The following is a 23,380-nucleotide window of genomic DNA, read 5'->3' on the forward strand; positions in this document are numbered from 1 at the left end:
GTCCCAGCCCCCCAGCCACCCCCGTGCGGGCGTGAAAAACGATACCGGCGGGCGGTACGGACGGGGTAGCGTCCGCAGCGTGAAGTGATCTCTCCGGCGGTGTCCCGGACACCGCAGACGCGAACCCGGCCCGTACCCCTGACGCTCCGCGGGGAGACATCACCATGCACATCACCTTGGGCGACACTCCTGAGGACACACTGGCCGCCTTCACCGCACGGGCGGCCGCCGATCCCGGCGTGGCCGGGCTGGTCCTCAGCGGCTCCCGGGTCCACGAGGGCATGCCGACGGTCCACTCCGACTACGACCTGCACGTGATCCTCAGGGACCGGCACGACTCGCCGATCGCCGAGTTGGACTGGTTCCGTTCCCCCCACCTGGACCTCGTCGTCATTCCGCTGGCGGAGTTCCGCACCCGTGGCATGCCCGGCCGGCCCGACCACTTCGCGCGCTACTCCTACGTCCACGCCCAGGTCCTGCTCGACCGGCTCGACGGGACCATCGCCCGGATCCTCGACGAGAAACGGACGCTGGGCGAAACCGAGGCCCGGGCCGCCGTCGACGGCTGGCTCGACGCGTACGTCAACCAGACGTACCGCTCCCTGAAGAGCCACCGCGACGGCCGCCCCGCCATGGGCCACCTGGACGCCGCCGAGTCCGTCCCCTACGCGCTGGAGGTGCTCTTCGCCCTGCACCGCCGCGTCCGGCCCTACAACAAGTTCCTCCAGTGGGAGCTGGAACGGCAGCCGCTGGGCGAGCCCCGGTGGGACGCGGACCGGCTCCTGCCGGTCGTCCGCCGCATCCTGGCCGACGGCGACCCGTCCACCCAGCGCGCCCTCTTCGCCGGCATCGAGGAGGCGGCATGGCGGGCCGGCCACGACCCGGTGCTCGACGCCTGGGGCACGGAACTGGACCTGCTGCGTCATCCCTGACGCACCAGGATCTCAGCGCCGGGCCAGCGCCAGCACACTCAGACCGAACATCAGGACGCCCAGAGGGAGATGGACCGACGGGACGTGCGCGATGCCGAGCACGACCTGGACCGAGGCGAGGACGAGGAAACCCGACGCGTGCCAGACGGGCCGGGCGGAGCCGCCGCCCGGCTTCCACGCCAGCACGGCCGCGAGCAGGTACAGCATCGACGCCCCGTACATCACGCGGGCTCCGGCACTGTGCAGCGTCTCTCCGTAGGACGAGGTCAGCAGCAGCCCGGCGGAGACCGCCTGGAGGAAGATGGTCAGGGTCTGCAGGGCGATCGCGATCCGCAGGAACGAGGAGCCGCGCCGCACGTCCGCCGTCGTCGCCGTCATCTGAGTGGCCATGTCGCAGTTCCCCTTGTCCGCCCTCGGGCAGTCGATCGATAAGGTCTCACCAGTTCGACGACGCGGGCCTGCGAGAGGTAAGGCCAGGGGGGCGGCGGGAAGCATGGGGACTGTCGGGAGCAGCACGGACGGGGTGGCCGGTGAGCGACGCCAACTGATCAATGTCGCCTACCGGTTGCTCGGTTCGGTGACCGAGGCCGAGGACGCGGTGCAGGATGCCTACGCCCGCTGGTACGGGCTGCCCCGCAGCCGGCAGGAGGAGATCCGGTCCCCGGGCGCCTGGCTGACGACGGTGACCGGCCGCATCTGCCTGGACCTGCTCGGCTCGGCGCGGGCCCGCCGGGAACGCTATGTCGGCGCGTGGCTGCCCGAGCCGCTGCCCGACCGGATCGAGTGGGACCAGGCGGGCGGCGCCGGCCCCGCGGACCCCGCCGACCAGATCGTCCTGGACGAGTCGGTGTCCATGGCCTTCCTCGTCGTCCTGGAGTCGATGACGCCTGCCGAGCGGGTGGCGTTCGTCCTGCATGACGTCTTCCGCTATCCGTTCGCCGAGATCGCCGGCGTCCTCGACCGGACTCCCGCGGCGTGCAAGCAGCTGGCGGCCTCCGCCCGGCGGCGGGTGGGCGCCGCGCGTACTCCGGTGCCGGCGACCGGCCGGGCCGAGGTGGTGCGGCACGTCAAAGAGGCCTGGGAGAGCAAGGACATCGCGGCTCTCGTCGGCGTCCTCGACCCGGCCGCCGTGATGACCGCCGACGGCGGCGGCCTGGCCGGCGCCGCCCTGCGCCCGGTGGAGGGCGGCGCGCGCATCGCCCAGTACATGGTCGCCATCGCCGACAAGGCTCCGGGGCTCGAACTCCTGGAGCGGACGGTCAATGGCGTGCCGGGCCTGGTGGCCCAGCGGGACGGCGTCGTCATGACCGTGGCCGCGTTCGACATCGCCGACGGGCGCGTCACCCGGATCTGGGCGGTCCGCACCCCGGAGAAGCTGCGGCCGTGGGCGGGGTCGTAGCCCCGGTCCGCCGTTTCATCTTCAACTGTTTCCCTCGAGTCCCTTGCGCACCACCCGAGTTGGCATGAACCTGAGCATCGTTCATGTCCTGCTCCGCCTCCCCGACCGGAGACACCCCCACCATGAGACGACTCCTCGGCACCCTCGCCGCTGCCGCTCTGACCCTCACCGGACTGACCGCGACCTCCGCGACACCCGCCGTCGCCGCGGACTCCGGCTCCTTCAACGTGCTGACGTACAACGTCGCGGGCCTGCCCCTGGGACTCGGTGACAGCGATCCCGAGACCAACACCCCGCTGATCGGGCGGCGGCTCGGGCCGTACGACATCGTGAACGTGCAGGAGGACTTCAACTACCACGCCTCGCTGTACGCCAACGACAAGCATCCGTACCGCACGGCGACCAGCGGTGGCGCGGCCTTCGGCGACGGGCTCAACACCCTCTCCAACCACCCCTTCGAGGACTTCGAGCGGGTCAAGTGGAAGGACTGCACGGGCACCAACTGCCTGACACCCAAGGGCTTTTCGCTGGCCCGGGTCAGGCTCGCGGAGGGTGCCTTCGTCGACCTGTACAACGTCCACACCAACGCCGACACGACCGACGACGCGCTCGCCGCACGCCGGGCCAACATCGAGCAGCTCTCGGACTTCATCCAGGCGAACTCGGCGGGCAACGCGGTCATCGTCATGGGCGACACGAACACGCGGTACACCCGCACCGGCGACAACATCCGCACCCTGCTGTCCGAGAACGGCCTGACGGACGCCTGGGTGAAGCTGGTGAAGGGCGGCACGCCCCCGGCCCAGGGCGGTGACGCGCTGGTCTGCGACGAGGCGGCACCGGCGAACGACTGCGAGGTCGTGGACAAGGTCCTGTACCGCGGCAGCAAGCTGCTGACCCTGAACGCGACCCGCTACGCCAACGACTGGAAGGCCTTCCTCCGCTCGGACGGCAAGCACCTCTCCGACCACTTCCCGCACACGGTCGGCTTCTCCTACACCCTCAACCCGTCCCTGCGCGCGAGCGACTTCACCGGCGGCCCGCACGGCACGGCCTTCAACGACGCGGACGACCTGCCGGCGAACCCCACCCCCCGCACCCTCACCCTGCGCGGCGCCACCCGCCTGGACGCGGTGTCCCTGACCCACGACGGCGGTACGGCCCTCACCCACGGCGGCACGGGCGGCACGGCGGCCTCGCTGACGCTGGCCCAGGGCGAGCACCTGACCTCGGTGAAGCTGACACAGGGCCAGAAGGACGGCCGCACCCGGATCTTCTCGGCGTCCTTCACGACGGACCGCGACCGCACCCTGTCCGCCGGCACGGCCACGTCCGACGCGAAGACCTTCACCGCCCCCTCCGGCTGGCAGATCGCGGGCTTCACGGGCCGCGCGGGCGAGGAGATCGACAAGCTGGGGGTGATCTACGCGCCGATCCGCTGAGCGCGTACTACGCTCTTCCCTCATGCCCAGAGCCGGCCTCACCCCCGACCGCCTCGTCGCCGCCGCGGCCGACCTCGCCGACGAGGCCGGCCTGGACCACGTCACCCTCTCCGCCCTGGCCCGCCGCTTCGGCGTGAAGGACGCGAGTCTCTACACGCACGTCCGCAACCTGAAGGACCTGCGCACCCGTCTGGCCCTCCTCGCGGGCGGCGAGATGATCGACCGGATCGCGGCGGCGGTCGAGGGGCGGGAGCCCGGCCGGGACACGCTCGGCGCCTTCGCCGGCGCCTACCGGGCCTACGCCCTGGAACACCCCGGCCGGTACGCGGCGACCCAGCTCGCGATCGACCAGGACCTCCTCGCGGACTCCCCCGCGATGCGCCGCACGGCCGACGTCACCTACGGCATGCTGCGCGCCTACGGCCTGGAGGAACCCGACCTCACCGACGCCGTGCGCCTGCTGCGCAGCACCTTCCACGGCTACTGCGCCCTGGAGTCCACCGGCGCCTTCGGCGCGCCCCGGGACGTACAGGCGTCCTGGGACCGGGCGATCGACGCCCTGCACGTACTGCTGCAGAACTGGCCCCGCGAGAAGAGGACGACCGATGCGTGACACAGCCGGCTCCATAGCGGAGATCTACTCGCTCGGCACCGGCCCCTGGACGATGACGCCCGTCACGCGGGGCGCCCTGGGCCAGATCTGGAAGCTCTCCGGACACGGCTCCTCCTGGGCCGTGAAGGAGCTGCTCTTCGGCTGCGACGAGGCGCAGGTCCGCCGCGAGGCCGCGCTCCGGGATTCCGCGGCGGACCTGGGCATCGCCTCGCCCCGGCTCCACCCGAACCGGGAGGGCGCGCACGTCTCCCGGCTCGGCTCGGGCGGGTCGTACGTGAAGCTGTACGACTGGGTCGACGGCACCCGCGCCGACGCCTCCGACCCGGACGTCCTGGACTGGTTCGGCCGGACCATGGCGCTGCTGCACCGGGCCGGTGAGGGCGCCGTCGAGACGCCGGACGACTGGTACGAACGGTGTCCCGACGAGGCCGACTGGGAGGACGTCCTCAAGAAGGTGCGGGGCGCCGGCCTGCCGTGGGCGGACGAGCTGGGCCGTTTCATCGCCACCTGCGCGCCCCGGCTGGCGCACTGGGTGACGCCGTCGGACCCCGGCGGCCTCGTGACCTCGCACCTCGACCTCCAGCCCCAGAACGTCCTGGTGGGCCCGGCCGGGCCGGTCCTCCTCGACTGGGACAACGCCGGGCCGGTCTCGGCGGAACGGGAGTTCGCGCGTGCCCTGTACGTGTGGTCGGGCCGGGGCGAGGTGGACATCGCGGCCGCCCGGCGGCTGGCCCGGGCCTACCGCGAGGCCGGGGGCGGGGCCCGGGTCACCGGCCCGGAGTCGTTCTCGATGCTCTTCGCCACGGACCTGAACTACATCCGTGTGCAGGCCGAGTGCGCCGTCGATCCGGCGGTGACCGCGGCGCAGCGCGAGTTCGCGGGCCGGCAGGTCGTCGCCTGCCTGGGGAGCCTGCCGGACCTCGCTGCCGTGTCGCTGCTGGTCGCCGCGCTCGACACCTGACGCGGCGGCCTACCGCGGTGCGACCTGCCGGGCCACGTCCTCGTACGACGGGGTCGGGCCGGCCGGCGTCCGGCCGGCCCGGATCTCCGCCACCGCCTCCAGGGCCGCGCCCAGCGCCCGCCGGTACAGCAGCGAGCCGAGGCTGATCCGGCGTACGCCGGCGTCGGCGAGGTGGGAGACGGCGGGGCCGGCCGGTGAGTAGAGGATGTTCAGGGGTGCGTGCACGTGGCGCACCAGGGCGGTGATCTGCCGCAGGTCGGTGAGGCCCGGGACGAACACGCCGTCCGCGCCCGCCTGTTGGTAGGCGTCGAGCCGGGCGAAGGTGTCCGTGGCGTCGCCGTCGCCGAGCCAGTGGGTGTCGGTGCGGGCGTTGACGAAGAGGCCGGGGACGGCCTCCTTGACGGCGGCGATCTTCGCCGCGTGCCGGTCGGCGGGCCCGAGTCCGTCCTCCAGGTTGACGCCGGCGACCCCGACGGCGTACAGCTCGCGCGCGAACTCCGCCACCTCGTCCGGGTCGTCGCTGAAGCCGCCCTCGGCGTCCACGGACAACAGCCACGGCTCCGAGCCGAGGTCGCGGGCCAGCCGGAGCGTCTCCGCGCGGGTCGCCGCCGCGCCGTCGGGCAGGCCCGCGGCCGCGGCGACGCCCAGGCTCGTCGTCCCGATCGCCCCGAACCCCTGCCCGGCCAGGGCCCGCGCGGACGCGCAGTCCCAGGCGTTGGGCAGCAGGAGGGGCTCCTCGGCGTGGTGAAGGGCGGCGAAGGCGGAGCGGGCCCCCGCCGCCGGTGTCTGCTTCGGATCATTCGGATCAACGGTCATGGGGCCACGCTAACGAGCGGTCAGGAAAGGAGCTCGACGTACCCGTCGGTCCCGTGCACGCGGATCCGCTGCCCGTCCCGGATCAGCCGGGTGGCCTGGTCCACGCCCACCACGGCCGGCAAGCCGTACTCCCGGGCGATCACCGCACCATGGGTCATCAGGCCGCCCACCTCCGTCACCAGGCCCGCGACGGAGACGAACAGCGGCGACCAGCTGGGGTCCGTGTAGGTCGTGACCAGGATGTCGCCCTCCTGGAGATCGGCCTCCGCCATGTCGAGGATGACGCGGGCCCTCCCCTCGACGGTCCCGGCGGACACCGGCAGGCCGACCAGGGCACCGGCCGGCACGTCGTCGCGCCGGTACGCCCCCGTGACGGCCTCACCGTCCGAGGTCAGCACGCGGGGCGGTGTGAGCGCCTCGTACGACCGGAACGCCTCCTTGCGCTGCTGGACGAGCCGGTCGTCCACCTGGTGCGAGCGCACGACGTCGTGGAGTTCCTGGAACGTGAGGTAGAAGACGTCCTCCTTCTCGGCGAGTACGCCCGCCCGCACCAGGCGCTCGGCCTCCCTCATCAGGGCCTGCTTGTAGACGAAGTAACGGCTGACGATGCCGTACTTCGGGTACTCCCGGTACCCGATGAAGGTGCGGACCCGGTCGATCATCCGCTTGGTCTCGTCGGCTTTGCTCTCCCCGTCCGGCAGGGCCCGCAGGCGTGACAGCACGTCCTGTTCCTGCTTGAGCGCCTTCTGCCGGCCTTCCTCGAAGCGGCGCCCGGCGGCGCCCGGCTCGAAGTGCCTGACGTTGTCGAGGATCACGGGCACGAGCGTGCTGGGGCGCTCGCGCCAGCGCGGCCTCGTGATGTCGATCTCGCCGACACAACGCATGCCGTACCGGTCGAGGTAGGTCTCGATGGCGTCGCGTGCTTCGCTCCCGCCCGGGAGCTTCACCAGCTCGTCCAGGAAGCCGTCGTCCTCGACGCCCTCCAGGAAGGCCACCACCTCCGGATGGGGGCGGATGACGTCCGCGACGTCGAGCAGCGCCAGTCCCATCTCCGAGGTGATGTTGTCGGGGGCGGACAGGGTGAGCGTGTCAGCCGCGTTCTTCTCGCCCAGCCACTCCTGCAGCTTGTCGTTGAGCCACCATGTGGCCTCCATGCCCGCCATGATCACCTGCATGCTCAGCGGATCACCGAGGACTCGCTTGTGCTCCTCGAAGGCCTTCAGCAGGAAGTCGAACAGCGCTGGCCCGGTCTTCGTCCGGATGTCGCGCTCCAGGGCGGCGATGGACGCCCGGCTGCGCTCGATCAGCTCGGTGACGATGGCCGGGTCGGTCTCGATCGGTGCGGGCGCGTGCCCGGGAGGCGGCCCGCCGGGGCCCGCGTCGGGGAGCGACGGGACGAAGTCGTCGCGGTCGAGGACGGTCTCCAGCGCGTCCCTGACCAGCGGATCGCCTCTCCCGACGAGGTCGAGGAGGGCGGCGCGGCTCGCGGGCGAGGCCAGGCGGCGGGTGACGTCGACGAACAGCCTCCCGCCGGCCTCGTGCATCGGGGCCATGGCCGTCAGCCGCCACATGGACAGCCCCAAGGGCTTCATGGCGTCGGTCATCATCTGCTGGTGACCGACGGAGACATAGACGTGGTTCTCCTGGTCGCCGGTCTCGGGGACGGGGAACAGCGTGGTGATCGGCCGGCTCTGGACCATGTGGAAGTCATCGCCGTCCAGGCACCATTCGATGTCCTGCGGGCGGCCGAAGTGCGTCTCGATCCGCCGCCCGAGCCGCACGAGCCGCACGACCTGCTCATCCGTCAGCGCCGGCTCCTTCTGCCGCGGCGCGTCGATCGCCACGTCCCGCGTACCGCCGTCCGGCAGGGCGTGCAGGGCACGCTCCTTGACGGCGATCGTCCTGGCGACGACCTGGCCGTCGCGCACCGTGAAGACGTCCGGGTTCACCAGGCCGGAGACCAGGGCCTCGCCCAGGCCGAGGCCGGCGTCCACGGTGGCCACCTTCCGGTTGCCCGTGACGGGGTCGGCCGTGAACAGGATGCCGGCCGCCTGCGGGAAGACCATCCGCTGCACGACCACGGCCATCTGGACCGTACGGTGGTCGATGCCGCCGCGCCGACGGTAGGTCACGGCCCGTTCGGTGAACAGCGAGGCCCAGCACCGGCTGACGTGCTGGAGGACCGCCGTCGGCCCCACGACGTTCAGGTAGGTGTCCTGCTGGCCGGCGAAGGAGGCCGTCGGCAGGTCCTCCGCCGTCGCGCTGGAGCGGACGGCGTAGGCGGCCTGTTCGCCGTGCCGGGCGAGGGCGCCGGTGATCGCCGCGGCGAGATCGCCCGGGATGGCGATCTCCTCGACGGTCCGGCGGATCCGCGCGCTGAGCGTGCGGACCGCCTCCCGGTCGTCCGGGTCCAGGCGTGACAACTGATCGAGCAGTTCGTCCATCGACGGCGCTTCCGCCAGGATCCGCCGGAAGGCGTCGGTCGTCACGCAGAAGCCGGCCGGCACGCGGACGCCCTCGATCCGCGAGAGCCCGCCCAGGTGCGCCCCCTTGCCGCCGACGACGGCGACCTGTGTCTCGTCGATCTCCTGAAGATCCCGCACGTAGTGCTCAGCCATCCGACGCGTTCCCCATTTCCGCAGTGTGTGGCACAGGCCGACGATTCTGCGGTGTGACCGGGGCCTTGCGGCAAGTCCCCCTGTGCGCTATAAGTTGAGAGTGGCAAGGAGAGTTCTCTCCTTGCCTTTGCCATGTCGGGGGCGGTTTCGCAGGGTCGGCGCGTCAGGTGAGCGGCGCTACCTGCACTCCCGCATCGTCCAGCCGGACCCGCGCTCCGTCCCCGTCGCTCCAGCGCACCTCGACCAGCCCTGTCTCGTCCACGCGCACGGAGACCAGTTCCGCCAGCGGGACCGGGTCCGGCTCCCGCGTGAGCCGGGCCAGGGCGACGAAGAGCGTGGCGTCCTCGCCGGTGACGCCGCTGAGGGTGTCGTCGAGGCCCGCGGCGGGCAGGAGTTCGGCCCGCAGGCCCTCTCCCGCCGGCCAGCCGGTGATCCGCACCGGCGTCCCGGGCTCCGCGCCCGTCACCCGATGCGCCCGCACCTCCGCCGCCCCGTGTGCCAGCACCACGCTCGTCACCCGGGCTCCCCCGCCCGCGGTGTGCCGCGAGGCCGCCCAGCCCTCGCCGACGCCGAGCGGTTCGATGCCGGTGCGGCTCGGGTCGTCGCCGAGGAGCACGCTGTTGTCCTGGGACGAGGACGACGAGGAGGGAGTCGTCACGGTCGAGTAGGCCAGGCGCGTGTAGTACGGGTCGTAGCGGACGTCCTCGCTGCCGTGGTTGTGCAGGCGGACCACACCGTCGGAACGGGTGGACTGCAGCAGCCAGTTGGGAGGCCCGACGGGGGTGACCGAGTCCGCGCGTTCGGCCGGGGCCGGTTCCTCCGCCGCCGTCCACACCTCGTGGCCGGGCGGCAGGAGCAGGCCGAGGAAGCCCTTGCTCGCCCAGTACGGGGAGGCCGGGCCCGAGTAGCCCTGGAGGACCGACTCGTCGGGTCCGTGCCAGCCCAGGGACAGCAGGCCCCGGTCGTCGACCGCGCCCCGGTCGAGGAAGTAGCGCAGTGCTCCCGAGGCCAGGCGCCGGGTCTCGCCCGGGGAGAGCGGCGTACGGCCGGTCAGCGCACCCAGCCACAGCGGTGCCGTCGTCGCGAAGCGGTAGGTCAGGGAGCGGCCCTGGTGCAGGGGGGCGCCGTCGCCGCCGAACAGGCGGGCGTAGTCGGAGAGGTGGCGTTCGAGACGCGCGCCGTAGAGGTCCAGCAGGCGCTCGTCGCGCTCCAGCCAGGCGTGCAGCACCGGGTAGAGGTGCATCGCCCAGCCGTTGTAGTAGTCGAACTTGCGGCCGTCGCCGTCGGTGTACCAGCCGTCGCCCAGGTACCACTGCTCGATGCGCTCCAGGCCGCGGTCGATCGCCGCGCGGGACGCGTCCGGCTCGTGGCCGATCTCCGCCAGGAAGCCGCCCACCGTGACCGGGAACAGCTCCCAGTTGCAGGGCCAGGCCTCGGCGCTGAGCGCGTCGCCGAGCCAGGCCGCCGCCCGCTGGCGTACTCCGTCGTCCAGCCGGTCCCACAGCTGCTCCCGGGTCAGCCGCAGGGCGAGTGCGATCGACGCCGCCTCCACCAGGGGCTGGCTGCGGTCCTCGATGCGGGGCCAGACGCCCGAGACGCCGGCGGCCAGGCCGTCGGCGTAGCGCTCCAGGGCCTTCTCGTCGCGGCGGAAGGCGGCCAGCAGCAGCGTGCGGGCGTAGCCCTCCAGGCCGTCGGAGAGGCGGCCGGACCAGCTGGTGCGGTCGCCGGGCAGGTGGTAGAGCGCGCGGTCCTCGGTCGCGTACGGCTCGACGGCGCTGAGCAGGGCGTCGGCCGCCGCCTCCCAGTGGGCGCGGGTGTAGCCGGTGAACGAGGAGGCCGTGCGGTCGGCGGGAGGCAGCTGCATCGCGTCTCTTTCGTGCTGGGACAGGTCGGAACAGGCGAACGGGCTGGACCTGGAGCGCCCCGGTTCCGGTCGGGGCGCCCCAGGGGTTCATCCCACCCGCACCTTGCCCTTGGGCACCAGATGCCGGGTGACGAGTTCGTCGCGGACCAGGCCCGCGTAGGCCGTCGCACCGCGCACGGAGGTGTGCGTGTTGTCCCGCGCCTCGTTGGTGAGGTACAGGGCCTTGGAGCTCTCCACGCCCAGGGACTCGACGAGCGCCTTCGTCTTGGCCGTGAGGTCGATCAGCGGGACGTCCTGCGCGGCGGCGACGGAGCGGGTGACCGCCGGGTGGTCGACGCCCAGTCCGTTGACCAGGAGCGCGGTTCCGTTGTTCAGCGTGCCGTCGGTGTTGAACCAGCGCCGCACGATGGGAGTGACAAGGACCGGCTGTCCGCCCCGCTCCCGGACTCCCGCCACCAGCGCCTCCAGGTTGGCCCGGTAGGTGGCCTCGTCCGTGGTCTTGTCGTTGTGGGCGAGCTGGACGAGGACCAGGTCGCCGGGGCGGATCAGGGGCCGTACGGTGGCCCACAGCCGCGGGTTCCCCAGATACGAGACCGTACTCTCGCCGGAATCGGCGTAGTTGGCGACGGACACGCCCTGGCGGAGGTACTGGGGCAACTGCTGGCCCCAGCCGGAGTACGGGTCGCCGGGCTGGTCGCAGACGGTGGAGTCGCCGACCAGGAAGATCTGGCGGGCATGCCGGGCCGGGGTGACCTCGATGCCGGCCAGGGCGGGGGCGGAGCCGCCGATGCGCAGGTCGAGGCCGGGGGTTCCGTCGGGGCCGGTGGGCTCGCCCTCGGGGGTGCGGACGTTCACGGTGAAACTGCGGGTGACGCGCTCGCCCGCCGGTGCGGCCGTCTCCGGCAGCAGGGACCGGCGGGTCTCGCCGCTGACGCTGGTGGCGGACGCGGCCTTTCCGCCGAGCACGACCCGCACGTCGTACGTGCCGGGCGGGACCTCGAAGTGGCAGGCGCCGTCGGTGCAGTGCGCGAGGCCCGGTCGTCCGCCGGCCTCGCCCGCATGGGCGGGTACGGCGGACAGGGTGGTGCTCAGCGTCACGGCCGCCAGCACGCCGATGGTGAAACGTCTCACTCGCAACTCCTCCGTCACGGTGACAAGACCTGGCGGCTGAACGTATCGCCTCTGGCAAGCGCTTTCTAGACCTCGGCCCGATTTCGCAAGGATGCTCGCCCCGGACACGCGAAAGCCCTTTCGCGAAATCGATTCAACTGTCACTCTCGCTCTCGCCCGCAACCCCCCACCTCCCGAAGGAGGCACCCCCCATGCCCGGATCCGCGAACAGACCGGTCGGCCGTCGCGCCTTCGTCCTCGGCGCCACCGCCGCCGCCGGCACGGCCCTCACCGGCACGGCGACCGGCACGGCGCACGCAGCCGGCTTCGGCTGGAGCGACGACGGCTCGAACTACGTCGTCGACACCGGCGCCCAACTGGTCTTCAAGGTGAGCAAGTCCACCGGCGACCTGACCTCCCTTGTCTACCGGGGCACGGAGTACCAGGGCTACGGCGGCATGAACTCGCACATCGAGTCCGGCCTCGGCGCCTCCACCGTGAGCATCAGGCAGTCCGGCTCGACGATCCTCGTCTCGGTCACGCACGGCACCCTCCGGCACTACTACGCGGCCCGCAGCGGCGAGAACAACGTCTACCTGTGGACGAACAAGGCCGACACGTCCGTCTCCGCGACCCGGTACATCGTGCGCGTGAAGAAGGGCGCGTTCCTCAACGACGAGCCCGACTCGTACACGTACGCGCCCACCACCATCGAGGCCTCGGACGTGTTCCGGAAGTCCGACGGGCAGACCCGCTCCAAGCACTACTCCAAGCGGCGCGTCATGGACTACGACCACATCGGCTGGTCCGCCGGCGGCGTCGGTCTGTGGATGGTGCGCAGCAACCACGAGAAGGCCTCCGGCGGCCCGTTCTACCGCTCGCTGCTGCGCCACCAGAGCGCGGACGGCGGCGGCCTGTACGAGATCCTCTACTACGGCCAGAACCAGACCGAGGACCAGCGGTTCGGCCTCCAGGGCCCGTACGTCATCGCCTTCACGGACGGCGGGGCGCCCTCCTCGGCGCTGTTCCCGGGCACGCTGACCACGCCGTGGGCCGACTCGCTCGGCATCGCCGGGTACGTGCCGGCGAGCGGCCGGGGCAAGGTGGCGGGGGTCGGGATATCCGGGCGGAACACGGCGTACCCGTACACCGTGGGCCTCGCCAACGCGGCGGCGCAGTACTGGGGTCCGGCGCGTGCCTCGGACGGCTTCTTCTCCATCCCGGGTGTGCTGCCGGGCACGTACACGCTGACCGTCTACAAGGGCGAGCTGGCGGTGTACACCACGTCGGTGAGCGTGTCGGCGGGCGGCACGACCACCCTGAACACGATCGCGATCCCGTCCTCCAACGACCCCTCCAACGCGAGCGCGATCTGGCGGATCGGGGACTGGAACGGCACGCCGGGCGGGTTCAAGAACGCGGACCTGATGACGTACGCGCATCCGTCCGACGTACGGGCCGCGTCCTGGACGGGGAACGTCGTCATCGGCGACGGCGAGACCGCGGCCTTCCCCTGCTACCTCTGGAAGGACGTCAACAGCGGGATCCTCGTGTACTTCAGGCTGACGGCGGCCCAGGCGGCGGCCGCGCACACCCTGCGCATCGGCGTGACGACGGCGTACGCGAACGGCCGGCCCCAGGTCACCGTCAACGACACCTGGACCTCGGCCATCCCGTCCCCGCCCACCCAGCCGAACACCCGGTCGCTGACCAACGGTTCGTACCGCGGCAACAACCACACGTTCATGTACAACGTCCCGGCGTCCGCCTGGAAGACGGACCCGAGCCAGTACAACGTGCTCAGGATCGACGTGGTGAGCGGGTCGGGGACGACCGGCTTCCTCAGCGCGGGGACGGCGGTCGACGCGATCGACCTGCTGGCCTAGCCGCCGTCACGGGGTTGTCATGTCCCGCGCGTCCACTGCTGGTTGGTGCCTCCGTTGCACGTGTACGTGATGAGCGCGGCACCGTTGGCAGTGGACGCGCCGTTCACGTCCAGGCACTCGCCGGACGCGCGGGACTTCACGTTGACGTACGAGCCGGTGGTGGTCAGCGACCACTGCTGGCTCGTCGCGGAGGAGCAGTTCTCCTGCGTGACCGTGCTCGCGTTCTCCTGTACGCACAGGGAGCTGTTCCTGACCATCAGCTGGTAGTAACCGCTTCCGACGGACTTGAACCAGTACTTCTGGTTGGTGCCGCCGTTGCAGTCGTACTGCTTGAGCTGGGCACCCGCCCACAGCGACTGGCTGGTCACGTCCGCGCACTTGGAGGAGTGGCGGGCGACGAGGGTGTTGTATGTGGCGCTCGTGCCGGAGACGGTCCCGGCGGCCGTGTCGACGGTGACCTCCGGCGACCAGTTCATGGCCATCGTGGTCGAGTTGGAGAAGGTCAGCGGCAGCCAGACGTACCGCGAGTCGTTGACGGTCCCGCCGAAGGAGTTGCCCCAGCGGTCGCCCAGGTAGAGGTACGAGGTGCCCGAACCGCCCTGTACCGGAAGGACATAGGCGGTCTGCGAGCCGTACGCCGTCGAGTCGCCGATGTTCTTCATGGCCGACCAGGGCCCGGCGATGTTCGTGGCCGTGGCGTACTGCTGCTGGTTGGGGTTCCAGCCCGTGGCGCCCGAGGTCAGCATGAAGTACACGCCGTTCCGCTTGAACAGGGCCGGAGCCTCGCGGTGGCCGCCCGGCCAGGGGTTGGCGACCAGGCTCGCAATACCGATGTAGTCGGCGGTGAGGCGGTAGATCTGGAGGTCGTAGTTCTCGCGGGCGGCGGAGACCATGTACCCGGCGCCGTCGGTGTCGACGAAGACCGTGATGTCGCGGGACATGTGCTGGCCGAGCGGGCGGAAGCTGCCCTTCCAGGTGTAGTTGCCGTCGACGGTGTCGGAGACGGCTACGGCGGCACGGGCCTCGCTGTAGTCGGTGCCGTTCTCCTTGTGCATCCACATCACGAACTTGCCGGTGGAGGCGTTGTACATGACCTTCGGCCGCTCGATGTTGGCGGTCGCCAGCTCCGGGTCGCTTGCCTCGGTCAGGACGTGGTTGCGGAACTCCCAGTTCTTCAGGTCGGTCGAGCGGTAGGCGTCGACGTACCGGAAGGTGTTGTCGGCGTTGCGGTGCTCGCCGAACCAGTAGTAGTAAGAGCCGACCTTGAGGACTCCGCCGCCGTGCGCGTGGACGGGGTTGCCCGAGGTGTCCTTGAACTGGGTGCCGTTGGGGATGGTCTGGGGCGCGGCCTGGGCGGGACCGGCGGTGGCGAGGGCGCCGAACACACCCAGGCACAGGGCGAGGAGGACCGCGTACGCGCCTCTCATCTCAGTCACCCGCCTTCACGGTGTCGGCCACCGGGATGCCGAAGTCCGGGGTGCCGTCCGGCTTCCAGCCGAGCTTCTGGATGCGGGTGTGGCGGTTGGGGTCGTTCAGCGGGTCGCCGTTGATCTCCTTGTACTGGCGGGCGTGGTAGACGAGGACGTCGGTGCGGCCGTCCTCGGCGACGGTGAAGCAGTTGTGGCCGGGGCCGTACTGCTTGGTGGTGTCGTTGCTGGTGAAGACCGGCGTCGGCGACTTGGACCAGCTCATGGGGTCCAGGAGGTGGCTGTCGGCGTCGGCGGTCAGCAGGCCCATGCAGTAGTTGAAGTCGGTGGCGCTGGCCGAGTAGGTCATGAAGAGACGGCCGTTGCGCTTGAGGACGTACGGTCCCTCGTTGACCTTGAAGCCGATGCACTCCCAGTCGTACTCCGGGGTGGAGAGCCGGACCTGAGGGCCCTTCAGGGTCCAGGGGTTCGCCATCTCGGACAGGAAGATGCCGGTGTTGTTGTCCAGCCCGGGCTCGTGCTGCGCCCAGGCGAGGTAGCGCTTGCCCCGGTGGGTGAAGGTGGTGGCGTCCAGGGAGAACGTTTCCCAGGCCGTCTTCACCTGGCCCTTCTCCACCCAGGTGCCCTTGAAGGGGTTGGGATGGGCGTTCTCCAGCACCCATATGCGGATCGCCCATATGTCCTCGGCGGGCGCTGAAGCGAAGTAGATGTACCACTTGCCGCCGATGCGGTGCAGTTCGGGGGCCCAGATGTGCGCGCCCATGTTGCCGGTGGGGTGGGCGCGCCAGATCACGGACTCGTCCGCCGTGCCCAGGCCGTTCAGGGTCCGGGAGCGGCGCAGGATGATGCGGTCGTACTCGGGGGCGGTGGCGGTGAAGTAGTAGAAGCCGTCCTTGTGCCGGTTGATGTGCGGGTCGGCGCGGTTGCGGACGAGCGGGTTCACGAAGGGAGCCGGCTTCGGCCCGGCCGGGGTGGCGGCCTGGGCCACACCCGGGACGGCGGGGACGGCGGCCAGGGCACCGGCGGCTGCGGCGCCCTTCAGCAGCAGTCTGCGGCTGGGGGGTTCGGGCAGAACGTGGTCGCGGTCGCGGCTCATGCGGAGGGGCCTGCCTCTCACTGGGGGACACACGGCGTCGTCCGACACGTCGTCTGACATTTCGAACGCCATCTGTCATTACGAACGCCGAAAAGGTAAGGGTGTGCCACCAGGAGGTCAACGGGTCTGACGGGACGACTCACCGGCAACCTTTCCGGCCCCTGCGGCCACTGGCGGGGTGAAAGCGTGCATCCTCCTGGACTCCCGAAGTCCTGAACCACGTAAGGACTCACCCGTGGCATCCCGTTCTCACCGCCGTCCCCCGAGCAAGCGACGCAGTGTCCTCGTCTCCGCCGTCGGCGTGGCGGCGGTGGGACTTCTGTTGTCCCTGGTGATGGTGCTCCGCCCCGACGGCGAGCCGGACACCGTGCGATCCGCTGCCGAGCCCGCCGGGCATCAGTCGAGTGCGACGGCCACGACTCCGGCACGGAAGCCCGAACCGAAGAAGCCCAAGCCGAAGCCGAAGCCGTCCAAGGCGTCCCCGACGCCGAGCGCGACCACCCCGTCGAAGCGCCCCTCGCCCACCAGCGCCCCGCGCTCCTCACCGCGGCCGGTGTCCGGCACGGCACCACTGGCGGGGCGTATCCAGCCCCAGGTCACCTACAAGGGGGTCGCCACCCACTACGACGCCGCGGACGGCGACGGCGCCTGCCTGTACGGCCCGAGCCCCGATCTCATGGTCGCGGCGATGAACCACACCGACTACGAGACGTCCAAGGCGTGCGGGGCGTACATCCTCGTCCGGGCGGCGAACGGCGCCTCCGTCACGGTCCGGATCACCAACGAATGCCCGCTGCCCTGTGCCCCGGGGCAACTGGACCTCAGCAAGGAGGCCTTCGCCAAGCTCGCCGGTCTCTCCGCCGGCCGGATCCCGGTGACCTGGAGCCTGCTGAGCCCGGACACGTCCGACACCGTCTCCCTCCGCTACAAGACCGGCTCCAGCAGCCACTGGTGCGGCATCCAGGCACTCGGCCACCGCAACCCGCTGGCCCGGCTGGAGGTCAGGACCGGCAGCGGATGGAGCCGGCTGACCCGGACCGAGTACAACTACTTCCTCTCCCCCGACGGCACCGGCTGCGGCGGCCCCCTGAGGCTCACCGACATCTACGGCGAACAACTCACCGTCGAGGGCATCGCGGTCCGCCCGGACGTCAAACAGGCGACACGGGTGCAGTTCGCCCGGCACTGAGCGGTCGGCGGCGGTCCTCGGGGAAGCCGGGACTCACGCCGGATCCGGCAAGTCCATCAGCGCGAGTCTGGCCGGGTCGTTCACGATCGTCAGGCCGGTGATCCGGTCGTCGACGACGGTGAACGCGAGGACCGCGAGGGGGGTGCCGTCCTCGTGCCAGGAGACGTACCCCGGGAGGCCGTTGACGAGCACGGCGCGTCCCCGGGCGGCCGCGCCGGCGGCCAGGCGTGCGCCGGCCGCGACCTTCGTGGCACCGAGGGTGACGACCACGCCGGACGGGGTGTCGACGGTCAGTTCCACCTCGGGGTGGAGTACCCGCAGCAACCCCTCGAAGTCGCCGCGGCGTGCCGCCGCCAGGAAGGCCCGGACCACCTCCCGCTGTTCCTGTCCGACGCCGGCCGGCCGCTTCGTCGCCCGCACCTTCCTGCGGGCACGGCTGGCGAGCATCTTGGCGGCGGCGGTGGACTTGCCGAGGATCTGGCCGATCTCGTCGAACGGCACCGCGAACAGGTCGTGCAGCACGAACGCCAGCCGCTCGCTCGGCCCGAGCGACTCCAGGACGACGAGCAGCGCGAGCCCGACCGAGTCGGCGAGCACCGCGTCGTCCTCGGGAGCGGGCCCGTCGTCGAGCGTCACCACGAGCTCGGACACACTGTCGTCGTAGGACGCCTCCGGGCGGGCCTGGCGCGAGCGCAGGACGTCGAGGCTGATCCGGCCGACCACCGTGGTCAGCCAGCCGCCGAGGTTGTGGATGGCCGCCGCGTCCTGGCGGGAGAGACGCAGCCAGGCCTCCTGGACCACGTCCTCGGCGTCGGCGCGCGATCCGAGCATGCGATAGGCGACCGCGCGCAACCGGTCACGCTGGGCCTCGAACGCCTCGGCGAGCGGGTCCGCCGGACTCGTGTCGGACATGTTGTTACCTTTCTCGGCTCTGCTCCGTCACGGAGATGACGGGCCCGAACGGGCTCAGGTAACCGATGAAGGAGCGGCACCGATGGAAGCACGCGTGAACGGAAAGCCGAACCCCGACATGATCAAGGGGATCCAGCACCTCTACAAGGCGATTCACGCCGGGGGCGTCGACCAGCGCCTGCTGTCTCTGGTCCATCTGCGGACCAGCCAGATCAACGGCTGCAGCCCGTGCGTCTTCGCCTCGGTCGCGTCGGCGAAGAAGGCGGGCGAGACGGACGAGCGGCTGCACCACGTGGTCGCCTGGCGCGAGACGCCCTTCTACACCGATGAGGAGCGGGCGGCTCTCGCCCTGACCGAGGCCGCCACCCGGATCCAGGACGACGCACCGGGCGTGACCGACGAGATCTGGGACGCCGCCGCCGACCACTTCAGTGAGGAGCAGCTGAACGCGATCATCCTGGAGATCGCGATGACCAACTTCTTCAACCGCATCAACCGCACGATCCGGGAGCAGGCCGGCAAGACCTGGTGAGCAGGGCGGGTCGATTTTTTGTTATCGGCCCGCCGCTGCCCCCGTCTCCCCTCCCGTGCGCAGCCTCACCCACACCACAGCAGCGGCCGCCTCAGTCCTCGCGGCGGCCGCCTCGCTCCTCGCCGCTCCCCCGGCGGTGGCGGCCGGTCCCCGGGACGTCACCGCCTACGTGCTGGCCGACCGGGACGTGACGCTCACGGGCGACACGGTCGTCACCGTCCCGCCCGGGACGACGACGTACGACGGCGTGTTCCGCGGCGAGGGCACGCTCACCGTGCGCGGCAGCGGGACCCTGGTCCTCACCCGCGACAGCGACTTCACACTCCCCGAGTCCCGGCGGCGGCAGCGGGTGCGGACGGCGGGCGGGAACCACCCGTACGTCACCGTCACCCGCCCCGACCCGCCGGCGGTCACGGTGGAGCGCGGCGCGACGCTCCAGTACGGCGACGGCGGTACGACGGGACTGATCGGCCGCTTCCCGTACAACACCCCGGCGTTCCGCCTCAACCAGAACAACCTCCGGGTGGACGGCACACTGCGGCTGTCGCTGACGAGCGCGTACAACCTGGGCACCATCAGCGGCTCCGGGCTGATCACCCAGCCGAGGTTCCTCTGGGGCACCTGGGACCTGTCGGGCACGCACTCCTTCTCCGGGGTGATCGACAACGGCACGCAGCTCAACGCCGGCCGCCCGGAGTACGCGACCTCGCTCCCGAACGTCCGCAAGGTCCTCAACCAGGGCACCTGGACCGTCGACACACCGCTCGGCCGGACCGTCACGATGGGCATGGACTTCTACCAGCGCGAGTACGGCAGCGACATCAACGTCCAGTCGCGGCCCGGCGGCAAGGTGATCCTCACCGGCCAGTACAGCTGGTCGGACCGGGGCGGCGACAGCGACCCCTCGCTCAGCGACCCGGCCCTCAACTGGACACCCGCCCGCAAGAACGTCAACAAACGCGGCACCAACATCAAGGGCGCGAACGTCCAGTGGGGCGACGGCACGACGAACAGCATCTTCATGCCGGGCACCGCCGAGACGGTCTACATCAACCTCCTGGCCGCCCGCTCCCGTTCCCGCCTCACCTTCGACTACAACGGCCCGGTGACGCTCGGCGCCCCCATCGGCGGCGGCAGATTCCACGACACCCTCTCGGCCCCCGGCGCCGGCGACATCGTCATCGCCGGCACCCCGGGCAACGACGTGACCTTCGCGGCCGTCCAGTACTACGACGGCTCCACGACGGTGGAAAAAGGGGCGGTGCTGCGCCTGGGCAGCGGGAAGCGCGGCGGCGACAGCGGACTGTACACGGCAGGCGCCCGCTCCAGGGTCGTCAACGACGGCTCACTCGTCCTGCGCAACACGGAACGGCCTCTCACCCTCTCCCGCATCGGCGGCAGCGGCTCGCTCACCCAGTCGGGAACCGCCACGACGACCCTGACGGGGCCCGCCGTCACGTACACCGGGACGACCACCGTCTCCCGAGGGACGCTGGCCCTGCGCAAGGGCGCCACACTCACGCACAGCAGGGCCGTACGGCTCACGGCGGCCGGGGCCCGGCTGGACGCGGGCCCGGCGGGCCTGCGCGTCGCGACCACACTTACCGGCAAGGGCACGGTCGCGGGAGCGGTGCGGAACGACGGTGCCGTCACGACCGGCATCATCGTGAATGGCGGCTACTCGCAGAGCTCCAGGGGCACCCTGATCCTGCGGGACGAGCCGTTGAAGGTGACGGGGCCCGTGCGGCTGGCCGGGGACCTCGACGTGTCGGCGGCAGGAGGCCGGGGCCGGGCCGCTCGCGAGATCAGCGTCCTCGATCACCAGGGCGGCGGCAGGATCTCGGGAACGTTCGAGGGGCTGCGGCAGGGCGCCCGTCTGAAGCTCGGCGGCACCACCTACCGCATCGACTACCGGGCCGGGGACGGGAACGACGTCGCCCTGAAGGCCGGAACCACCCCGAGCCCCTCCGCCACCGCGCCCGGGGCGTCCGCGTCCGGGGCCGTGGCGCCCCGGAGCGCCGGCGCTTCGGAGGACGTCGGCTTCGGCTGGTGGCCGTACGCGCTCGGGCTGGCCCTCGTCGTCAGCCTCGCCGTGCCGATGGCGACGCGACGCGGCCGGCGCCACCACGGCGGCGGCCGGCACGCGGCCCGCCTACGGCGGTGAGGCTCACAGCTCGGACTCGCCCCACGACGTGACGACCGCGTCGTCGCCGACGGACACCCTGCCGGGCCGCAGCACGGCGAACTTGGCACCGAAGGCGACGCCGCCCTCGGACGCCCGCCGATAGCCGGCGAGGGTACGCAGGGGTTCCGGGCCCGCCCTGGTCCCGGACTGCTGCTCGACCAGGGTGACGGCGCAGCGGATGGCGAGCTTGGCATAGCCCAGTTCGGTGTCGCCGATGCGGAGGTGGCGGACGCGGTCCTCGGTGTGCGGTTCGTCCCAGCCGTGGAGGTCGTCACCGCGGGCGAGGTGGTCCCCGCCGTCGGGTGCGTCCCCGCCATCGAGCACGATGTTGGGGCGGAAGCGGTTCATGGGCAGCGGGCTCGCGCCGCGTTCGCTCAGTTTCCGGTTGAAGAGCTCGAGGGTGGAGCGCGAGATGATGTGCAGCGCGCAGCTGTCGGCGTAGCCGGAGGTGCCGGGTGTCATGCCGTCGGTCACCCGGTCGTGTTCCGGCGGTACGCGCACCAGCCGGGACGGGGTGCGCAGGACCTCCGAGAGCCAGTCGGCTGCCGGGCCGCCCTGGTCGATGCCCTGGTAAGCGGTTCCGAACAGGTCCACTTTCCGCCGGGCACCGGTGGTGTCCACCCGGAGGTGCAGGTCCTCCGTTCCCGGCGCGCTGAGCGTGAGGCGCTCGCCGTCTGCGGTGACGGCGGGCCGGATGACGGCCAGCCGGGGATCCCGGCGCTGGGTCCGGTACACGCCCTCCTCGCTGACGACCATGAAGCTGCGGTCGTGCGCCAGTCCGGCGGGGGTCAGCAGTGCCTCGGTCGCCGAGGTACCGGCGCATCCCTTGACTGGGTAGTACGACAACTCGACGACGCGGGCCATGCCCTGCCCTTCTCGCGGCGGTGTGTTTCAGGCGTCCGGTGTCAGCGGCCGCTCGGTGCCTCCGGAAAGCCCAGCTGGGGTGCCAGCAGCCGGGCCTCGGCCGCCCAGTCGGCGAGGAAGGCGAGGGTCAGGCCGCGTTCGCGGTAGCGGAGTCCGGCGGGGACGGAGCCCTGGCCGCCGTAGGCCGGCTGCTCGTCGTCCGCACGGGCGAGCATCAGTGCGGTGAGCCAGTCGTACTTCACGGCGGAGGCGCACACGCCGAGCCGGACGAGCCGTTCGTCGCCGCGCCAGCCGCTCTCGCGCAGGCCGTGCAGGTAGGCGTCGTACGCCGCCTTGGCCAGGCCGGGGAGGTCGGCGGCGGGGACGAACAGGTCGAAGACGGAGTCGGGGAGGTAGTTGCCGAGGTCCTCGCCGAGCGCGCCGTCCCCGGCGAACGCCCAGTCGAACAGGACGTTGCCGGGGCCGTCGGAGCGGACGTTGGCCGGCCACTGGTCGAGGTGGCAGAAGGCGCGCGGCAGGGACTCCATGACCGTGAGGAACCACTCGCGGTCGTGGTGGAGGCGGACCATGTCCGCGCGCAGGCCCGCCGGGAAGTGCTCCCGGACCAGGGGGTGTCGCCAGGCCTCGTCGTCGTCGAGCAGGTCCTGGCCGGTCGTCTTGCCGGCGGTGTAGTCGCGCAGGAAGCGCTGCGACAGCCACGGCCGGTCCTCCCCGGCCCCCACCGCGCCCTGCGCGGCCCCGAGCCGGTGCGCGTGCTCGACGTGCCGGGCGAGCGGCCAGGCGGTCGCCGGTTCGCCCGGCACGTCCTCCAGCCACAACGCCAGGTCACCGTCCGGGCGTGCGAGGCAGGCCAGCAGCCGGGGCGCGCGGATGCCGTGCCGCTGCCAGACCTGGGCGAGCCCCGACTGGTAGACGTACGCCTCGCGGCGCCAGAAGTTCCAGTGCCGTGGGTCGTTGGAGGCGGCCCAGGTGACGCTGGTCTCCTTGGTCCGCGTGAGCACCTTCAGTACGGCCGACCGGCCGCCGCCCGTGACGCGCCACACGCCCGCGGTGACGCCGTTCAACGGGTTGTGCGTGAGAGGTACGAGGGTCGTCCCTCCGGGGGCTACGGAATCGAAAATCTCGCGAAACTCGGCTTCCGCCACGGCGACTTCAGGCATCCCGCAAGCTTACGGTGAGGTCCGTCCCGAACCGGCAGGAGGACACATGGAGCCCGCTCCGCTCGGCGGGCCGTGGCAGCGCGTGGAACGCTGGCTCGAGGAACGCGGGCGCGCCCGGGACCTGGCTCCCCCAGCCACCCCGGCGGACCTCGCCCGGGCCGAGGAGCAACTCGGCACGGGCCTCCACCCCGACCACGCCCTCCTGTTGCTGGGCCACAACGGGAGCGGCAGCTTCTGCCTGCCGCCCTTGTACGGGATTGTGAGCACCGACGAGGTCGTGACCGTCTGGCGGTCCAAGACGAAGGGACGCCGATAATCGTCCAGGTACCGACCGGTTTCCAGTGCGTCGGCGGCGTGGTGCAGCAGTGCGGGCA

The 23,380-nt window shown here is 71.4% G+C and carries 20 protein-coding genes; 10 read left to right on the plus strand and 10 right to left on the minus strand.

The features are described 5' to 3' along the window. Positions 1 to 164 precede the first annotated feature (164 nt). The gene (locus tag CCL05_RS28865) at positions 165 to 932 is read left to right on the plus strand and encodes a hypothetical protein (protein ID WP_086563545.1); all 768 of its coding nucleotides are present in this window, start codon (positions 165 to 167) and stop codon (positions 930 to 932) included. A 12-nt stretch (positions 933 to 944) separates the two neighbouring features. Here the strand turns inward: CCL05_RS28865 and CCL05_RS28870 are convergent, their stop codons facing one another. Then, positions 945 to 1,322, minus strand: a complete 378-nt coding sequence (locus tag CCL05_RS28870) for a hypothetical protein (protein WP_086563546.1) — start codon at positions 1,320 to 1,322, stop codon at positions 945 to 947. A gap of 103 nt (positions 1,323 to 1,425) precedes the next feature. On the opposite strand from CCL05_RS28870, the gene sigJ reads away from it, so the two are divergent. The 4 genes from sigJ to CCL05_RS28890 all read left to right on the plus strand — a co-directional run bounded on the left by sigJ (position 1,426) and on the right by CCL05_RS28890 (position 5,347). Then, positions 1,426 to 2,331: an RNA polymerase sigma factor SigJ gene (gene sigJ, locus CCL05_RS28875; RefSeq protein ID WP_086563548.1), complete on the plus strand. Its 906-nt coding sequence runs from the start codon at positions 1,426 to 1,428 to the stop codon at positions 2,329 to 2,331. Between the two features lie 122 nt (positions 2,332 to 2,453). Continuing rightward, positions 2,454 to 3,773: a jacalin-like lectin gene (locus CCL05_RS28880; RefSeq protein WP_086563576.1), complete on the plus strand. Its 1,320-nt coding sequence runs from the start codon at positions 2,454 to 2,456 to the stop codon at positions 3,771 to 3,773. A gap of 22 nt (positions 3,774 to 3,795) precedes the next feature. Next, positions 3,796 to 4,386, plus strand: a complete 591-nt coding sequence (locus CCL05_RS28885) for a TetR/AcrR family transcriptional regulator (protein WP_086563550.1) — start codon at positions 3,796 to 3,798, stop codon at positions 4,384 to 4,386. Then, complete coding sequence (locus CCL05_RS28890) at positions 4,379 to 5,347, plus strand: phosphotransferase enzyme family protein (protein ID WP_086563551.1); 969 nt, start codon at positions 4,379 to 4,381, stop codon at positions 5,345 to 5,347. The genes CCL05_RS28885 and CCL05_RS28890 overlap by 8 nt, the downstream gene beginning before the upstream one ends. A 9-nt stretch (positions 5,348 to 5,356) precedes the next feature. Here CCL05_RS28890 and CCL05_RS28895 read toward each other — a convergent pair whose 3' ends face one another. From CCL05_RS28895 to CCL05_RS28910, 4 genes are all read right to left on the minus strand, one after another. Continuing rightward, positions 5,357 to 6,163 carry an isocitrate lyase/PEP mutase family protein gene (locus CCL05_RS28895; protein WP_086563552.1) on the minus strand — a complete coding sequence of 269 codons (807 nt, stop codon included), beginning with the start codon at positions 6,161 to 6,163 and terminating at the stop codon, positions 5,357 to 5,359. A gap of 20 nt (positions 6,164 to 6,183) precedes the next feature. Continuing rightward, a complete protein-coding gene (rph, locus tag CCL05_RS28900) occupies positions 6,184 to 8,781 on the minus strand; it encodes a rifamycin-inactivating phosphotransferase (protein ID WP_086563553.1) in 2,598 nt (865 codons plus the stop codon). A 163-nt stretch (positions 8,782 to 8,944) separates the two neighbouring features. Continuing rightward, a complete protein-coding gene (locus CCL05_RS28905; RefSeq protein ID WP_086563554.1) occupies positions 8,945 to 10,645 on the minus strand; it encodes a DUF2264 domain-containing protein in 1,701 nt (566 codons plus the stop codon). 87 nt (positions 10,646 to 10,732) lie between these two features. After that, entirely contained in the window at positions 10,733 to 11,776 is a 1,044-nt protein-coding gene (locus tag CCL05_RS28910; protein ID WP_086563555.1) for a rhamnogalacturonan acetylesterase, read from the minus strand. A 191-nt stretch (positions 11,777 to 11,967) separates the two neighbouring features. On the opposite strand from CCL05_RS28910, the gene CCL05_RS28915 reads away from it, so the two are divergent. Continuing rightward, the gene (locus CCL05_RS28915; RefSeq protein WP_086563556.1) at positions 11,968 to 13,641 is read left to right on the plus strand and encodes a rhamnogalacturonan lyase B N-terminal domain-containing protein; all 1,674 of its coding nucleotides are present in this window, start codon (positions 11,968 to 11,970) and stop codon (positions 13,639 to 13,641) included. Between the two features lie 17 nt (positions 13,642 to 13,658). Here the strand turns inward: CCL05_RS28915 and CCL05_RS28920 are convergent, their stop codons facing one another. Together CCL05_RS28920 and CCL05_RS28925 are read right to left on the minus strand one after the other, a co-directional pair. Further along, positions 13,659 to 15,068, minus strand: a complete 1,410-nt coding sequence (locus CCL05_RS28920) for an RICIN domain-containing protein (protein ID WP_086563558.1) — start codon at positions 15,066 to 15,068, stop codon at positions 13,659 to 13,661. 1 nt (position 15,069) lies between these two features. Further along, positions 15,070 to 16,164 carry a glycoside hydrolase family 43 protein gene (locus tag CCL05_RS28925; protein ID WP_086563559.1) on the minus strand — a complete coding sequence of 365 codons (1,095 nt, stop codon included), beginning with the start codon at positions 16,162 to 16,164 and terminating at the stop codon, positions 15,070 to 15,072. Between the two features lie 235 nt (positions 16,165 to 16,399). On the opposite strand from CCL05_RS28925, the gene CCL05_RS28930 reads away from it, so the two are divergent. Then, on the plus strand, positions 16,400 to 17,353 hold the full coding sequence (locus tag CCL05_RS28930) for an expansin EXLX1 family cellulose-binding protein (RefSeq protein ID WP_086563560.1): 954 nt from the start codon (positions 16,400 to 16,402) through the stop codon (positions 17,351 to 17,353). Positions 17,354 to 17,386: 33 nt separating this feature from the next. On the opposite strand, the gene CCL05_RS28935 is transcribed toward CCL05_RS28930, so the two are convergent. Further along, positions 17,387 to 18,265 (minus strand): sigma-70 family RNA polymerase sigma factor, encoded by an 879-nt coding sequence (locus CCL05_RS28935; RefSeq protein ID WP_086563562.1) that lies wholly within the window; start codon positions 18,263 to 18,265, stop codon positions 17,387 to 17,389. An 82-nt stretch (positions 18,266 to 18,347) separates the two neighbouring features. On the opposite strand from CCL05_RS28935, the gene CCL05_RS28940 reads away from it, so the two are divergent. Both CCL05_RS28940 and CCL05_RS28945 read left to right on the plus strand, forming a co-directional pair. Then, complete coding sequence (locus CCL05_RS28940) at positions 18,348 to 18,797, plus strand: carboxymuconolactone decarboxylase family protein (protein WP_086563563.1); 450 nt, start codon at positions 18,348 to 18,350, stop codon at positions 18,795 to 18,797. Positions 18,798 to 18,852: 55 nt separating this feature from the next. Then, positions 18,853 to 20,961 (plus strand): autotransporter, encoded by a 2,109-nt coding sequence (locus CCL05_RS28945; RefSeq protein ID WP_086563565.1) that lies wholly within the window; start codon positions 18,853 to 18,855, stop codon positions 20,959 to 20,961. A gap of 3 nt (positions 20,962 to 20,964) precedes the next feature. On the opposite strand, the gene CCL05_RS28950 is transcribed toward CCL05_RS28945, so the two are convergent. Both CCL05_RS28950 and CCL05_RS28955 read right to left on the minus strand, forming a co-directional pair. Beyond that, on the minus strand, positions 20,965 to 21,846 hold the full coding sequence (locus tag CCL05_RS28950) for an MOSC domain-containing protein (RefSeq protein ID WP_086563567.1): 882 nt from the start codon (positions 21,844 to 21,846) through the stop codon (positions 20,965 to 20,967). A gap of 41 nt (positions 21,847 to 21,887) precedes the next feature. Then, the gene (locus CCL05_RS28955) at positions 21,888 to 22,910 is read right to left on the minus strand and encodes an aminoglycoside phosphotransferase family protein (RefSeq protein ID WP_244204447.1); all 1,023 of its coding nucleotides are present in this window, start codon (positions 22,908 to 22,910) and stop codon (positions 21,888 to 21,890) included. Between the two features lie 142 nt (positions 22,911 to 23,052). Here CCL05_RS28955 and CCL05_RS28960 point away from each other — a divergent pair, with 142 nt between their 5' ends. Beyond that, positions 23,053 to 23,322: an SMI1/KNR4 family protein gene (locus CCL05_RS28960; protein WP_086563569.1), complete on the plus strand. Its 270-nt coding sequence runs from the start codon at positions 23,053 to 23,055 to the stop codon at positions 23,320 to 23,322. Positions 23,323 to 23,380: the final 58 nt, after the last annotated feature.

This window comes from Streptomyces africanus (genome assembly GCF_002150735.1).
In the GTDB taxonomy this organism is placed as follows: Bacteria; Actinomycetota; Actinomycetes; order Streptomycetales; family Streptomycetaceae; genus Streptomyces; species Streptomyces africanus.